Annotated in this window: 15 protein-coding genes; 4 read left to right on the top strand and 11 right to left on the bottom strand. The window is 62.1% G+C overall.

The genetic code is table 11. The features are described 5' to 3' along the window. The first annotated feature begins 139 nt into the window (after positions 1 to 139). On the top strand, positions 140 to 1,201 hold the full coding sequence (locus tag PQU94_RS13005) for an RcnB family protein (protein ID WP_272741878.1): 1,062 nt from the start codon (positions 140 to 142) through the stop codon (positions 1,199 to 1,201). Between the two features lie 172 nt (positions 1,202 to 1,373). Continuing rightward, the gene (locus tag PQU94_RS13000) at positions 1,374 to 1,823 is read left to right on the top strand and encodes a hypothetical protein (protein WP_272741877.1); all 450 of its coding nucleotides are present in this window, start codon (positions 1,374 to 1,376) and stop codon (positions 1,821 to 1,823) included. 57 nt (positions 1,824 to 1,880) lie between these two features. Here PQU94_RS13000 and PQU94_RS12995 read toward each other — a convergent pair whose 3' ends face one another. Both PQU94_RS12995 and PQU94_RS12990 read right to left on the bottom strand, forming a co-directional pair. Then, entirely contained in the window at positions 1,881 to 3,269 is a 1,389-nt protein-coding gene (locus PQU94_RS12995; protein WP_272741876.1) for an ABC transporter permease, read from the bottom strand. Continuing rightward, positions 3,266 to 4,195, bottom strand: coding sequence for an ABC transporter ATP-binding protein (locus PQU94_RS12990; protein ID WP_272741875.1), 930 nt, complete (start codon positions 4,193 to 4,195; stop codon positions 3,266 to 3,268). The genes PQU94_RS12995 and PQU94_RS12990 overlap by 4 nt, the downstream gene beginning before the upstream one ends. A 341-nt stretch (positions 4,196 to 4,536) precedes the next feature. On the opposite strand from PQU94_RS12990, the gene PQU94_RS12985 reads away from it, so the two are divergent. Then, entirely contained in the window at positions 4,537 to 5,022 is a 486-nt protein-coding gene (locus PQU94_RS12985; RefSeq protein WP_272741874.1) for a hypothetical protein, read from the top strand. A 281-nt stretch (positions 5,023 to 5,303) separates the two neighbouring features. Here the strand turns inward: PQU94_RS12985 and gatB are convergent, their stop codons facing one another. The 7 genes from gatB to PQU94_RS12950 form a co-directional block, all read right to left on the bottom strand. Then, a complete protein-coding gene (gene gatB / locus PQU94_RS12980) occupies positions 5,304 to 6,773 on the bottom strand; it encodes an Asp-tRNA(Asn)/Glu-tRNA(Gln) amidotransferase subunit GatB (RefSeq protein WP_126424077.1) in 1,470 nt (489 codons plus the stop codon). A gap of 25 nt (positions 6,774 to 6,798) precedes the next feature. After that, positions 6,799 to 7,002 (bottom strand): type II toxin-antitoxin system VapC family toxin, encoded by a 204-nt coding sequence (locus PQU94_RS12975; RefSeq protein WP_272741873.1) that lies wholly within the window; start codon positions 7,000 to 7,002, stop codon positions 6,799 to 6,801. A gap of 184 nt (positions 7,003 to 7,186) precedes the next feature. Further along, a complete protein-coding gene (locus tag PQU94_RS12970) occupies positions 7,187 to 7,429 on the bottom strand; it encodes a type II toxin-antitoxin system Phd/YefM family antitoxin (RefSeq protein WP_126424079.1) in 243 nt (80 codons plus the stop codon). Between the two features lie 52 nt (positions 7,430 to 7,481). Then, positions 7,482 to 9,398, bottom strand: coding sequence for a sensor histidine kinase (locus PQU94_RS12965; protein WP_272741872.1), 1,917 nt, complete (start codon positions 9,396 to 9,398; stop codon positions 7,482 to 7,484). Positions 9,399 to 9,446: 48 nt separating this feature from the next. Further along, positions 9,447 to 10,112, bottom strand: a complete 666-nt coding sequence (locus PQU94_RS12960; protein WP_272741871.1) for a response regulator — start codon at positions 10,110 to 10,112, stop codon at positions 9,447 to 9,449. Between the two features lie 339 nt (positions 10,113 to 10,451). Next, a complete protein-coding gene (locus PQU94_RS12955) occupies positions 10,452 to 10,898 on the bottom strand; it encodes a glycine zipper 2TM domain-containing protein (RefSeq protein ID WP_272741870.1) in 447 nt (148 codons plus the stop codon). Positions 10,899 to 11,109: 211 nt separating this feature from the next. Next, complete coding sequence (locus PQU94_RS12950; RefSeq protein WP_272741869.1) at positions 11,110 to 11,553, bottom strand: glycine zipper 2TM domain-containing protein; 444 nt, start codon at positions 11,551 to 11,553, stop codon at positions 11,110 to 11,112. Positions 11,554 to 11,825: 272 nt separating this feature from the next. Here PQU94_RS12950 and PQU94_RS12945 point away from each other — a divergent pair, with 272 nt between their 5' ends. Then, on the top strand, positions 11,826 to 14,045 hold the full coding sequence (locus PQU94_RS12945) for a TonB-dependent receptor (RefSeq protein WP_272741868.1): 2,220 nt from the start codon (positions 11,826 to 11,828) through the stop codon (positions 14,043 to 14,045). Between the two features lie 67 nt (positions 14,046 to 14,112). Here the strand turns inward: PQU94_RS12945 and PQU94_RS12940 are convergent, their stop codons facing one another. Together PQU94_RS12940 and PQU94_RS12935 are read right to left on the bottom strand one after the other, a co-directional pair. Next, complete coding sequence (locus PQU94_RS12940) at positions 14,113 to 14,532, bottom strand: RidA family protein (RefSeq protein WP_272741867.1); 420 nt, start codon at positions 14,530 to 14,532, stop codon at positions 14,113 to 14,115. Between the two features lie 325 nt (positions 14,533 to 14,857). Then, entirely contained in the window at positions 14,858 to 15,445 is a 588-nt protein-coding gene (locus PQU94_RS12935) for a TetR/AcrR family transcriptional regulator (protein ID WP_272741866.1), read from the bottom strand. Positions 15,446 to 15,461 lie beyond the last annotated feature (16 nt).

The following is a 15,461-nucleotide window of genomic DNA, read 5'->3' as shown; positions in this document are numbered from 1 at the left end:
ACCGCAAAACGGCCTTGATAACTGCCCGCTCTCGTTCAGTTTCAGTTCAGCCAGCGCGGCGCATAGTCAAGACAATCGGAGAAAATCGTCTCCGTCCATGCCTAGGGCGGTCAAAAAAATCACCGCCATCGAGGAAACCATGACCCACCGGTCCTTTCCGTCCCATCGACTGACCGCCACAGCCCTGAGCGCGGTCATCGCCTTGTCCCTTCCCCTGGTCGCAGCGCCGGCCTCCGCGGGCAGCTATGCGCAGCTTCAGCGCAAACCCGACCAGCGCTCGGAGGCCCCGCCAATGCCTCAGCCGCGCCCGGAGATCAGCGAGCCGCGTGGCGAACGCGGCGGTGACAGAGGGGGTGACAGGGGCGGCGATCGCGGCCCGCGCGGGGGCGACCGCGGTACTGGCGGCGGCTGGAACCGTGGCGATAATGGCAATGCGGGCACCGTCAGGGACGGGGGCTGGAACCGCCAGCCCGGTCAGGACGGGGTCTTTGGCCGCCCGGATCGCACGCCCGGCACCCCAAACAGTGCCACGCCCGGCGGATGGCAGGGGCGTCCCGACCGTAATGACAGCCGTCCCGACGGTCGTCCTGGTAACGGGTCCAATAACGGCGCAGATACCCGGCCGGATAATCGTCCCGACACGCGACCCAATGACCGCCCCGATAACCGTCCCGGTAATGACGGACGCTGGAACGGCGGGCGCAACCCGACGCCCGGCGGCTGGACCGGCAATCGCGACACGGATCATCGCGGGGGTGACTGGGGGCGTAATGACCGCGACTGGGATCGGAATGATCGCAATGATCGTGACCGCAACGGCCGTGACCGTGGCGGCTGGGATCAGCGCGGTTGGGGGCAAGGTGGCTGGGACCATGACGGCGACCGCAACGGCTGGTCTTCGCGCCACAGCTATAACTGGCGCACGCATCGCGATTTCCGTTCCTACACGGGCGTGCGCATAGGCTTCTATTTCGCCCCGCGTTACGGCTATTACCGCGTGCCGAGCGAGTATTACGGCTATCGCTACGATTATGGCGACTACCTGCCGCGCTACTTCTACAGCTATCGCGTCTATGACCCGGACTTCTACTTCCTGCCACCCAAGCCCTATGGCTGCGAATACTATTTCGTCGGCAACGACATTGTTCTGGTCGATCTGCGCACCGGCCGTATCATCGACGTCTTCTACGACGTGTTCTGATAGGGTTGCGGATGCAGGCCAAAACCCCTCCGGTTCTGCCGGAGGGGTTTTTTATGCGGGGCTTATGCGGCGGCTTAGGCCTTCCGTTTCCGGGCTTATCTTTCCGGCACATTTCAGCCCGAAAACCGGCGTTTCCTGACGGGGTGGTACAACCCTTAATGAGGAAACCCAAATGAAACGCGCACTTGTTCTTTCCGTATCCCTCATGGCCGCAGCGACCGCCCTTCCCGCCTCGGCCCAGCTTCTGGGCGGTCAAGGGGGCGTCACCGGCGGCCTGACCGGTCAGGTGGACCGCACGCAGTCCACCGTCGGCGGCAGCCTGGGGGCGCAGGGTCAGGTCGGCGTTGATCCGTCTTCGACGATCGACAGCGCCACGGGCACGGCTCAGGACGCCGCCACCCGCGCCCGCTCCGGCGTCGAAACCACCGCCAACTCGGCCTACAACGCCGCGCACAAGGCCAAGCATAAGGCGCAGGCCACCACGCAGTCGGCTCTCGACACCGCCGCGCAGGCCGCGCCTTCGACCGAGGCCAATGCCAACCTCTCCGGCAATGCCAGTGTCAGCAGCGACGGCGCCTCGGCTCAGGTCGGCGCGCAAAGCGACGCCAAGGTCGAGAAGTAACCTCCCGATTATTCTGATGAAAACGCCTCCAGTCGTGACGCTGGGGGCGTTTTTGCGTCAGGCCTTCGACAGCCCCATCAGCGCCTTCCAGCTAAACTTGCCGCCGCCCAGCGCCCCCTGCTTGAAGGCGCGGGCCCCCAGCCGGATCATCAGCCACGCCATGGCCCCCATGCCGGCCAGCGTCGCCAGAATCTCCCACCACGGCGCGCCACCCAGAACCCGCAGCGGCATCAGGAAGGGCGTAAACAGCGGCACCCACGACAGGTAGCGGATCAGCGGCAGGTCGGGCGACATCAGCGCCGCCTGAAGGCTCATCATCGGGATCATCAGCACCACCACGATCGGCCCCATGATCGCCTGCGCTTCTTTCTGCGTCTCGCAGAAGGAGCCGATGGCGATGAAGGTGATGCCGTACATCAGATAGCCACCGACAAAGAACAGCAGCATGGGCACGATGGTTTCCACCTTGAACACCGCCCCGGCCAGCACGTGCACATTGTTCATCATATCCGGCGGCATAAAGGCCAGTCCGTAGCCCATAATGCCGGCGGCCACCGCGCTCCACAGCCCGGCGACCGTCAGCAGGACCATAAATACGCCCAGCACCTTGCCGACCAGCAGGCTGCTGGCCGGGGCCGAGGTCAGAAGCACCTCCAGCACCCGCGACGACTTCTCTTCGATCACCCCCGACAGCAGGATGACCGAGGACGAGAAGATCGACATCCAGGTGAGGTAACTCAGGACGATCCCGACAAAGTGCGGGCCGTTTTCCCGCAAGGTTTCGGTGAACGAGGCCTTTTCATCCGCCCCCGCGGCGGCAATGGCCGGGGTCAGGCTGCGGATATCGGCCCGCGTCTCGCGCAAGGCGGTGGCCACCTGCGGGTCCACCCCCTTCTGCTTGGCCAGATAGGCCGATTGCAGGGCGTGCAGGTCCCCGCGCAGATAATCCTCCAGCGACTTGCCCTTGGTTTGCGACGACCACAGATCGAAGGCCAGATGCGGTTCAGGTGTCTTTTCGACATAGGCGACGATCACCTGATCGACGCTGCGGGTTTCCGTCTGCATCAGTTGCGACAGGCGTGCCTCGGCGGCCTCGCGCGTCATGTCCGGTGTCAGACCGGCGGGTAAGGCGACCACCTGATAATCGCGGCGACTGGCCATCTGGCGCAGGGCCTGACGCGCCGAAACGCTGGGGGCCGCCTCGTGCAGGGCGGAAACGGCGGGATCGGGACGATCCAGCCGGGCCTGCAAGGACGGGGTCAGGTTCTCGCCGCTGAGGTCGAGTATGGCGACGCGACTGGCCTCTTCGCCGCCGCTGCGGCTCATCAGGATAGGGATAAACACCGACCCCGCCATCAGAACCGGCAGGACCAGCAGGGACAGCCAGAAACCGACCGTCTTGACGAAGGCGAGATATTCGCGGCGCGCAATCAGAAGCGTCTTCATGCCGGTTCTCCGCCATTGGTCAGGACGATAAAGGCGTCGTGCAGGGTCGGCTCATGCGCTTCGAAGCGGCGCACATCCAGCCCGCCGACCAGCACCGTCTTCAGCGCCTCATTGGGTGTCACGCCGGGCAGGAAGCGCAGACGCCAGCGGTGGGTGCCCTCTTCGCCCGCACCGCCGTCGATCACTTCGGACACGCCGGGCAGACCCGTGACCTGCTCACGGTTCAGCACGCCCTCCAGCTCCAGATAGCGCGGTGCGCGTTCGCGCGCCTGACGCAGCGTGCCTTCGAACACCTTGCGCCCCTTGGTCAGCATGACGACGTTTTCGCACAGGCGCTCGGCATGGGCCATGACGTGGGTAGAAAACAGCACGGTCGCGCCCCGCTTCGCCAGATCGCGGATCATGTCCTCCAGCCCCTGCTGATTGACCGGATCGAGCCCGGAAAAGGGTTCATCGAGAATGACCAGCTCCGGATCATGGACCAGACAGCCGATCAGTTGCACCTTTTGCGACATGCCCTTCGACAGGGACTTGATCGGCTTGTACATAAAATCGCCGAGGCCCTGCGCCGTCAGAAGTTCGATGGCCCGCTTGCGCGCCGCCGACGCCTTCATGCCCTTCAGACCGGCCAGAAAGACGATCATGTCCACCGGCGACATCTTGCGATACAGGCCGCGTTCTTCGGGCAGGAAGCCGATGCGGTCGAGCACCTTGGCGCCGTCACCGCCCAGCACGGTGATGGTGCCCGCGCTCGGTTGCGACAAACCCAGCATCATGCGCACGCTCGACGTCTTACCCGCTCCGTTCGGCCCCAGAAAGCCGCAGATCGAGCCGCGCGGCACGCGGAAACTCAGATCCCTCACCGCAGCGAAGTCGCCGTAATATTTGCTCACCCCATCGAGACTTAGGGCATAGTCGGACGCCATACGGTCCCCCTTTTGTTTCAGGGCAATCTCTCACGCGGCGGTCGAGGGCGCAAGGCCAGGCTGGGGATAAGGCGCCTAGGGCGTTGGAAAAGCATAAGACACATTGCGGACACGTCAGGACGGCCTCAGACGCCCGAACATTTCCGTAAACGCGGGATGCGGTGGCAAGGGCGTAAACCGGCAGAATCCGCGCCGATTGAGCGTCCTTTTATGACCTCCATAAAGAAGATAAGCCGCCCGTAAAACAGGCGTTCGGCTTTGCAAGGACCGCAAAATTGAGGAGCCGGCGCGTTGGTGAGAGACTTGGCTCAGAGTTTCACCCCCTATCCCTGAGGATCATCATGACCCGCCTTCTCACCACCGCCGCTACCGCCGCCTTCCTGCTCGTCGCTCCGACGGCCTTCTCGCAGGATATGTCCGGTCAGACGAATGCCATGCCGCAAACCGGCGCGACGCAAGACCCCGCGACGCAAGACCCGATGACGGCCAAAAGCGAAAAGCAGGCCCCTACGGCCAAGCAGGACCGCAAGTCGCAGAACGCCGCCACCGCTGAACTGAACGCTCAGTCCCTGCGCGCCGCTCAAGCGGCTGATGTCTCAATCGAGGCCAGCACTACGACCAGTGCCCCGGCTCCGGATACCCGTGCCACGCCGACCATGGGCGATCCGGCTCAGCCGACGCAACCGGCCACCGATCCGATGCAGGACCCGGCTAACCCGGCCCCAGCAACCAATCAACCGCAGGCGGGCGACCCCAATGCCCCGGTGCCGCCTCTTCCGCAAACCGATGAGCCGGTCACCAAGGACCAGCCGACGACTAATCAATAGCAAAAAAAGCCCCGCCAACCGGCGGGGCTTTGGACACCTATACCACCCCTATATACCTCCCCAGCTTGACGGGGAGGTATATAGGGGTGGTATCAGGGGGGAAACGATATCTCTCTACAGCAGCTCCCCTGATTTCAGGGGAGGGCGGCGCGCAGCGCCGGGTGGGGTTAAAGCAGGTGGTGTTAACCCCACCGTCTTTGACGCCTAAACGGCGTCAAATCCACCTCCCCTGAAATCAGGGGAGGTGCTTGAATGACGATTTCATTAAAAATCATTAGGGTCTACAAACCCAGCTTGCTTTTCAAGAGGTCGTTGACCGCCGCCGGATTGGCCTTGCCGCCCGTGGCCTTCATGACCTGACCGACGAACCAGCCGATGGCCTGCGGCTTTTCCTTCGCCGCCTCGGCCTTGTCGGGGTTGGCCGCGATGATCTCGTCAATGGCCTTCTCAATCGCGCCGGTATCCGTCACCTGCTTGAGACCGTGTGTTTCGACGATCTCCGCCGGGGTGAGGGTGCCCTTGCCTTCCCACATGTGCTCGAACACCGTCTTGGCGATCTTCGAAGAAATGACATTGGTTTCAATCAGTTCGACCAGCCCGGCAATGTGCGCCGGCGGCAGCGGGCTCTGTTCGATCTCCAGCCCGTCCTTGGTCAGACGGGCCAGAAGCTCGTTGGTCACCCAGTTGGCGACCAGCTTGGCGTCACGGCCTTTCGCCGCCGCCTCGTAATAGTCGGCACGCGCCTGCTCGGTGACCAGCACGGTGGCGTCGTACTGGCTGAGACCATATTGCGTCATCAGACGCTGACGCTTGTCGTCGGGCAGTTCCGGCAGGGACTTCTTGATGTCTTCGATCCAGGCCAGCTCCAACTCCAGCGGCAGCAGGTCTGGATCGGGGAAGTAGCGATAATCGTGCGCCTCTTCCTTGGAACGCAACGAGCGCGTCTCGACCTTCACCGAGTCAAACAGGCGGGTTTCCTGCGTGATGGTGCCGCCGTCTTCGATAATTTCGATCTGACGCCGCGCTTCGTATTCAATCGCCTGCTGCATGAAGCGGAACGAGTTGACGTTCTTGATTTCGCAGCGCGTACCAAACTCCGCACCGGGCTTGCGCACCGAAACGTTGACGTCGGCGCGCATATTGCCCTTTTCCATGTCGCCATCGGACGTGCCGAGATAGACGAGGATGGTGCGGATTTTCTTGAAATAGGCCACAGCCTCTTCGGCCGAGCGGATATCCGGCTTGGAGACAATCTCCATCAGCGCCGTGCCCGCCCGGTTCAGATCGACATAGGTGTTGTTGGGATCGAGGTCGTGGATCGACTTGCCCGCATCCTGTTCCAGATGCAGACGTTCGATCCGCACCGTCTTCTGGGTGCCGTCCGACAGGTCGATCAGCACCTCGCCCTCACCTACGATGGGGTAAAAGAGCTGCGAAATCTGATAGCCCTGCGGCAGGTCGGGATAGAAGTAGTTCTTGCGGTCAAAGCGCGAATGCGGGTTGATCTGCGCTTTCAGGCCCAGACCCGTCTTCACCGCCTGCTCGACGCAAAAGCGGTTCAACACCGGCAACATGCCGGGGAAGCCCGCATCCACAAGGCTCACCTGTTCGTTGGGGCCCGCGCCGAAGCCTACGGCAGCACCCGAAAACAGTTTGGAGGTCGAGGCGACCTGAGCGTGAATCTCAAGGCCGATAACGAGTTCCCACGGGCCGGTGCGGCCCTGGATATATCTGGAGGCAGAGTCGGTCATATTCACCCTATAGCGAGATGGGCTTTCACAGGGAAGAGGCAGACGCCTCGAAATAGCGCAATACCTGCGGATCGACGCTGATCAGCTTCACGCCTTCATACAGGGCCTGCGCCACCACCAGGCGGTCAAACGGGTCTTTGTGGATAGGCGGCAGGGTATCGACCATCACCGTATGGGCGCTCACGATCGGCAGTTCGACATAGTCATTATCTAGAAGCCCGCGCCGCAACAGACGCGGATCAGCCTGAAAATCATCGCCCCCCCAGCCCGCGCTTGATGGCGACCTCCCACAGGCTGGCAGCGCTGAACAGCAGCGTGTTTTCCGGGTCTTCGAGTTGACGCCTTATCTCTGGCGGCAGTTTGTCCGGCTCCCCCGCCGCCCACAGCAGAATATGCGTATCGAGCAGCAGCTTTCATGCGCCACCGAACAGGCGCGCGACCTCCTCTTCGCCCAGGCGGTCAAAATCGTCCGGTGTGCGGATATGACCGCTCAGGAACCCCAGACGGCGCACCTGTGCCCGATCAGGCGCGTCAATGGCGCTCACGCGCGCCACCGGCTTGCCTGCCTTGGCGATGATGAAGCTTTCGCCTTTGGCTGCCTGTTCCACCAGCCGCGACAGGTGGGTTTTGGCCTCGTGTATATTGACCGTGGTCATAGCCACCCCGTTAAACTAAGTCGGGTTAGTCGAGTTTACTCTGGCCGCAATATCAAGATGCGGATGACGGCGGCGGCACATAGAGCCGGATCGTCGTGCCATGGCCCGGTGCCGACACGATGTCGATGCGTCCGCTGATCATCTGGGCGCGGCGGCGCAGGTGGCTTAAGCCTCGCCCGGCCGACGCGCGCTCATCGGTGGCAAAGCCCACCCCGTCATCGCTGAGCGTCAGGATCAGCCAGCCCGGCTGGTCCGGGTCGGCGCGCAGGCTGAGGTCGATGGTTTTTGGCTGTGCGTGTTTGAGCGCATTGGTAACCCCTTCCTGCAAAATACGGTAAATATTGAGAATTTCGTTGGGCCGATACCCGCGCGGCTCCACATCCAGCGCATTGCGCCAGTTCAGTTCCACCCCCACCACCTGAAGCCGCGGGCGCATCCGTTCGCGGAAGATGGCCAGCCCGACCTCCAGCGAATCCCCCATCGAATCCATCGAGTCGATGATCAGGCGCAGATCATCGACGGCGGCCTGAATATTGACCCGCATGGTTTCCGCCGGCACCGCCCCCAGCTTGAGCTGCATGAGCAGGCTGACCAGATGCCCGCCGACCCCGTCGTGCATGTCGCGGATCAGGCGCTGGCGCTCGGCATTGACGGCATTGAGCTGTTCCTGCTCCTGAAGTTTAATATAGGACTCGCGGATTTCGGCCTCGCGATCCTGTACCTGCCGCGCCAGATCGGCGCGCTGTTCCTCCGCCGTGCGGTACAGCTCAAACCCGCGCGTCACCAGGTCGATGGCCACCCCGGCGATGATCACAAAGGGGAAGTAGAGGCCCGCCGTCAGCGGTCGCGGCAGGCCAAATAGGCCGTGATAGAGATCATAAAGGGTTGTCACCAACCCAATCGACAGAAAGGGAAAAGAGCGCAACAGCAGTTGCGGCTGCGACTGCGCCAGTTTCCACATGCGATGCAGGAAATAGCCTGAGCACACCAAAATCAGCGTCGTCTCGGTCACGGTCGGCAGCCAGCTCTGCTGCATCACCCACCCGGTAAGCAGGGCCGCGATGTCGGCGGACATCACACCGACGATGATCGGCGTGTGACGATCGGGGGCCAGGGTCCAGTTTTTGAGGAAATAGGCCGTCGCCCCGATGGTCAGGCCGGATACAATCGACAAAAGCGTATCGTGCAGGCTGTCTTCCAGCGCATCGCCGTGCCACATGAAGCTGGCCCCGCGTATGGCCAAGGCCGCCATAAACAGGGTAACGCTGAGGAACAGGCGGTTATAGCCGCTGATGGGCAGCAGGGCCGCGGCGATCATGCTCAGCAGGGTGGCCGCAATCACCGTGATCAGCGGCATACCGATAGCCGTCGTCAACCGATGATCCTCAATGCGGCGCAGATCGGTCTGCGGCCCGAACAGCGCGCCCTTCATGTGCGGCCGACAGCCATTGGCGACGGCCACAATGTCGAAACGATTTTCGCCGGGGCGCAGCGTATCGGGCGTCAGGCTGAACAGTTGCGGCCGCATACCGTCGTGGCTGGACGGAAAGCCGAACTGCCCGCGCGGCGCTGTCAGCAGGCGACCATTGAGATAAACGGTGTAATTGTCCTTGATCATCGGCAGGTACAGGGCTTCGAAGCCCCGGCCCGGCTGCGGCGTGACCAGAAACGAAAACTGCTGCGCCGGGAAACGGGCACCGCGCACGCAGATGTTCGCAAAATCGTCCGGCATGGGCGTCCGGCCCGCCGGCAACAGGGTCATGGTGCTGAGCGGAAAGGCCTGCGGCGTCAGACCGTCCACAGGCCGGGTATAGACGGCCTTGACGCGATAGGCATCGACTTTTTCCGGCGGCAGGGGCGTGCGGGCGAAGGCGAACAGCACGCCCCAGAAAACGATCTGAGCCAGCAGCGCCCAGAACAGGGCACGGCTCAGGCTGGTCCAGGGCTCAGAGGTCGGAAGGCGAAACATGCCGCACCATAACCGCAGGAGTGCAATCCCCACAAGCGGCGTGAGGCTTTACAGGCGGATCAGGCCACTGCGCACGGCTTCAAACACGGCTTCGGAGCGCGAATTGACCGCCAGCTTGCGATAGATGGCCTTGACGTGCGTGCCGACCGTATGGTGCGAAATGTCGAGCACCCCTGCGGCTTCCTTATAGCTCAGCCCCTTGGCCAGCAGCGACAGAAGCTCGATTTCGCGCGGTGTGATGCCGGGCGCATCCTCGGCCAGTTCGGGCCCCGCCGTCAGGGCCAGCGAGGTGTCCTTGCGGATATGGCGCAACAGATAGGCCGCCACCGGGGCGGAAATCGGCGACCCGCCGTTCAGGGTGTGGCGGATGCTGCCGATCAGTTCGCTTTCGGCGCTGTCTTTGAGGACATAGCCGTCCGCCCCCGCCGTCAGGGCCGAAATGACAGAGGTTTCATCACCAAACACCGTCAGGATGAGGATGCGGGTCGGTAGGTCGCGCTGCCGCGCTGCCTTGATGATCTCAAGGCCGCTGCCGTCGCTCAGGCCCAGATCCAGCACGATCAGATCCGGGGCCGTATCCAGAAGGCCCAGCCCCTCCGACACGCTCCCCGCCTCCCCCGTCAGGCGCATGTCCGGTGCCGCCTCGATCAGAGTGGCGATATGACGACGGACGAAGGGATCGTCCTCGATAAGGACCAGACGGGACTCGGACATGTAAACGCAACGTACCTGCGGGTTTAGGAATTACCTTGGTATCCGGTGTAACATGGGCGTCCCGGGCCGACAATCGGGGTCACGGGTTTATGGGGGGGCCTCCCATATAGGCGGTATAGCCACCGACAATTGTCTGTGTTTCTCTGATGGACTGTGGCCCCTCCGGAAGAAGGTCCACGGCGCGCTCTTTCAGAGCGCGTTCGAGTTATTCTCGTTTCAATTTGCCCCTTATTCTTAAGTGGGCCGGTGTCCCCGCCGGCCCCTTTTTTTGTCTTTCGCCAGAACGCAAAAACGCCCGGCGCAGGGCCGGGCGTTTGCCTGTAACCGAAGCCTGTCCGCTTAGCGGCGGCGCGGCGTCCACACCACGACGCGACCGTTACGGTGCGTGTAATAGGTGCTGTAGTAAGGACGCTGGGTATAGTAGGCCACCGTATAGCCCTTGGGGGCGGGCGGCGGTGCGTATTCACGGCCGGCGAATACGAAATACTGGTCGTTCAGGCACTTTTCGATCTTGTTTTCCTTCACTTCTTCGCCGACCTGATTGCCGATGGCGCCACCAACGACGGCGCCCAGCACCGTGCCTTCGGTCTTATTACCCTTACCGGCGACCACATTGCCGAGCGCGGCCCCGGCCACGGCCCCGATGACCGTACCCTTGGTCTTGGTGTTTTGCTGCTTGTGATAGCAGAAACCGTCATAGTTTTGCGCAGCGGCCGGCAGGGCCATGCCGAGGGCCAGAGCGGCGGCGAACCCCCCGGCGATCAGTTTTGCGGACGTAGAGATCATGACATACTCCTTTGCATGAACAGGTTGTGGCTCCACACTGACACCGCCCGCCTGAACCGGGACTGAACGCTATCGTTCAGGTGCGTTCAAAAACTTCCCGGAATATCGAACAAAGCTGTGACGCAATTACGTCAGAAATCAGGGGTGGGGCCAAACAAAAAAACCCGGCGCACAGGGCACCGGGTTCTTTTGCACAGGAAATAAATGGCTATCAACGGCGATAGCGATAATCCTCGCCGTCGCGCTTGACCCAGTACGAACTGTAATAGGGGCGCTGGGTGAAATAGGCGATGCGGTAGCCGTCGGGGGGCGACGGCGGCTCATAATAACCGCGGTCATAGACGTAATAACGGCTATTGAGGCAATTGGCCGAGGCGGTTTCCTTTTCCTTGTTTCTCTTGGCGACCTGATTGCCGATGACCCCACCGACAACGGCCCCCAGAATCGTGCCTTCGGTCTTGTTGCCCTTACCGGCCACGACATTGCCGAGCACGCCCCCGGCGGCAGCCCCGATCACCGTGCCCTTGGTGCGGGCCGAACTGCCCTTCTGATAGCACCAGCCGTCATAGCTCTGAGCGGCGGCGGGCAAGGCCAGCCCCAGGGTGGCCGCACTCAGCAACGCGCCACAGGTGAATTTAAGCGATCTGTTCATCATGCACCTCACTTTCTGACCGGAGGGTCGCGCGGGTCGGCTAAGGTTTCGATGCGCGGCCGCGTCAGCCCGATAAGAAAGCCGACAACGAAAATCTGACGTAAGGGCATGGCTAAAAAGCCATAGTTGGTATCAATGTTACATGTCCGTCACGCATCCGTTGCAAAAGCGACATGCTGTGCTAGCGTTAACCCGACTCCGGGGGAACACGGGGCTACAGGGAATTAACGCAGGGGAAGGGGCAAGATATTGCTCCGAGGACCGTCATGCACCCAATGAAACCGCGCACCACGCGCCACCTGTCCGCCCGTCTGGGCGGCATCTCTCTGCTGGCTCTGGCCGCTCTTACGGGCGTGGCTCACGCCGAAGACGCCCCGCCCAAAGCCGAGGACAGCGCCACGACCGAAGTCGTCGTGACCGCTTCGCGTCGTCTTGAAAAGGCCAGAGACGTGCCCGTCGCCGTCTCCTCCCTGTCGGGCACCAAGCTCGACGTCATCAATTCGTCGGGCCTCGACATCCGCGTTCTGGCGTCGCGCACCCCGTCGCTGAACGTCGAATCGTCGTTTGGCCGTACCTTCCCGCGTTTCTACATCCGCGGTCTCGGCAATACCGACTTCGATCCCAACGCCTCTCAGCCCGTGTCGGTCGTCTATGACGACGTGGCGCTGGAAAACCCGATGCTGAAGTCCTTCCCGATCTTCGATCTGGCCAATGTCGAAGTGCTGCGCGGCCCGCAGGGCACCCTGTTCGGCCGCAACACGCCGTCGGGCGTCGTCAAGCTGACCTCGGCCAAGCCGTCGGAGGTGTTTGGCGGTTATTACAGCGTCGCCGCCGGTAATCTCGGCACGGTCAATGCCGAAGGCGCGGTCACGGGCTCGCTGGGCAATGGCTTCTCCGGTCGTCTGTCGGGCATCGTACAGCGCCGCGACGACTGGGTCACCAACCTCTATAATGGCAAGAAGCTGGAAGGTTACGAAGACTATGCTCTGCGTGGCCAGCTGCGTTACGTCAGCGGCAATTTCGAAGCCCTGCTCAATGTCCACGGCCGTAAGCTGGACGGCACGCCGCGTCTGTTCCGCGCCAGCGCTATCAAGCCGGGCACCAACGACTTCAATACCGGCTTTGATATCAAGAAGGTCCGCCTCGACAGCCCCTTCATCAGCCAGTCGCTCGATTCGATCGGCTCCAGCCTGCAACTGAGCTACACCTTCGACGGTCTGGGCACGCTGCACTCGATCACCGCCTATGAGCGCGCCAAGACCGAAAGCTCGGGCGATATCGACGGTGGCGTCTCGACCATCGTTGCCCCGACGCTCTACGGCACCTTCTTCCCGGTCGCTACCGGCGGCACGACGGAGCCGGAAGAGTTCTCGCAGGAGCTGCGTTTCGAAACCGCGCAGTTCGGTCAATGGCGCGGTCAGTTCGGCCTCTACTACTTCGACCAGATTCTGAAGTATAACGAGCTGGACTACCTCAATAATGGCGACGTGCGCCACAAGAACCACGGCACCAGCTTCGCCGTCTTCGGATCGGCCGAATATAAGGCCACCGACGCCCTGACCCTGCGCGCCGGCCTGCGCTACACCTCGGACGAAAAGAAGGACATCGTCTGGGGCCGTGCGGTCTTCCCCGGCACCACCCTGCCCGTCACCACCAAGGTCGATGGCGACAATATCTCCGGCGATCTCAGCGCCACCTACGTCATTTCGCCGAACCTCAACTGGTACGCCCGCTTCGCCACCGGCTATCTGGCCCCGGCGATTCAGGATCGTGTGAATTTCGGCGGCGTGCCGACCACGGCCGGTGAGCAGACCACGACCTCCTATGAAACCGGCTTCAAAGGCTATGCCTTCGACAAGATGCTGCGTTACGACCTGTCGGCCTACTATTTCAAGACCAAGGACCTTCAGATCACGGCGGTCGGCGGCGCGGTCAATTCGGCGAAGCTGATCAATGCCAAGGAAGCCATCGGCAAAGGCTTCGAAGCCGACCTGTCGCTCAAGCCGACCGACAACCTGCTGCTGACGGCCAGCGCCAGCTATAACGGCACCGAAATCCAGGACCCGGTCACCGCCGTGGCCACCTGCGGGTCGGGCCTGTGTACGCCGCTGGACCGCACCTATGTGTCGGGCGGCACGCGCTATGCCTATATCGACGGCAACCCCCTGCCCCAGGCCCCGAAGTGGGTGGCCAACCTGACGGCCCAGTACGTCTGGCCTATGGGCGACGGCAGCCGCTTCTTCGTCTATGGCGACGTGGCCTACCGCTCGAAGATCAACTTCTTCCTGTATGAAGCCACCGAGTTCACCGGCAAGGCCTTCACCCAGACCGGTCTGCGCGGCGGTTACGTCACCAAGGGGGGTCTGGAAATCGCCGCCTATGTGCGCAACCTCGAAGACAATATCGTGGCTGAAAGCGGTATCGACTTCAACAACCTGACGGTCATGGTGTCGGAACCCCGCACCTATGGTCTCTCGCTGAAGAAGGCGTTTTAAGGCGTTGTGAATAAATGAGAAAAGGCCGGTGTTCGCACCGGCCTTTTTTAATGGTCTGCCCCTCGGCCTAACCGCCGTGCGGCACGTAGGCCTGAAACTCCAGTTCGACCTCCGCTCCATAGGCCAGATCGCTGACGCCAAAGGCGGTCCGCACCGGCAGACGGGTCGGATGGAAATAGGGCTTATACAGACGGTTGAAGGCGCTCCAGTTGGCCATGTCCTTCATCATCACCGTCGTCTTGAACACGTGCTCCAGCCCCAGCCCGTAACGACGCAGTATGGCTTGCGAATTGGACATGATCTGACGCACCTGTGGCTCAAAGCCGTCCACCAGCCGCCCCTGCCCATCCAGACCGATCATGGCCGACAGGTACAGGACGCCGCCGACCTGAACGGCCTCGGAAAAGGGTGAACGCGGATGCGGGTGCATATAGTAGGTGACGCCGTCCGCATGGACCGGCTTCACAGGGATTTCGGGCAGGCTCATCGCTAAACTCCGGTAATACCCGGCAATAAGGTGCCGGGACGGTTATGAAGGGCGATTTTGATGATCCGTGAGGCGGCTGACAAGCCCCGCACCGACTTTTGATGTGCCTCTTTTACGTTGCCGCAGGGGCAAAAATAAAACGCCCTGCCGGGACTGGACAGGGCGTCGATCCGAAAAAAGAGATAATCGAAATGCTCACATCATAGATAGGGTTGCAGAGTGATCCCCGCGCCGTATCGCCGCCTCCATAGCCCAAAATGGCTAAGGGGACAACCTAAATTTCACAGTTTCCACCTATTTGTGCAATTTCAGCAGCCGCACGCTCTCAGGCGTCGAGGTAGCCATACAGGATGGCCCGCGTAATGCGCCGATACTGCGCCGTCAGATGCTCCAGAGGCAGGAGCGGATAGACCGCGTTAACGCCGCGCGCCGCATCCGCCAGCATCTGCGCCAGTTCGGCGGCGCTGTAATCGCCCTTGAGGCGCAGCGCCCCCGCCTGCGTCAGGGTGTCGATAAAGGCGGCCAGATCGCTCTGAAACACCGTCGCCAGTTCGATCATGATATCGGTACAGATGCGGAAGACGGTCCCCTTGATTTCAAGGGCATGCGGCGACGGCTGGATCAGCCGCCAGGTATCTCCGTAACGGATGTCGATCAGGGCGGTGAACACGTCGAGCACCTCTGCCCCCGCCGCCTGCTCGCGTCGCGCCACCTCAAAAGCCCGGTGCATCAGCTCAAGATTATGCTGACGGAACATGGCCCGAAAGGCCGCGTCCTTGTTTTCAAAGTAGTTATACAGCGTGCGGCGGGTAAAGCCGCAGGCCTCGGCCAGGGCTTCCATGGTCAGTTTCTGGAAGCCCCGGCTGAGGAAAGCGGTTTGCACGCGGTTGAGAAGCTCGGGCCCTGGGGTCATCACCGGAGGTAGCGCT

Source organism: Asticcacaulis currens, assembly GCF_028550395.1.
Classification (GTDB): domain Bacteria; phylum Pseudomonadota; class Alphaproteobacteria; order Caulobacterales; family Caulobacteraceae; genus Asticcacaulis; species Asticcacaulis currens.
Note: the sequence above shows the minus strand (reverse complement) of the source record. Positions and strands in the feature narration are given on the sequence as shown.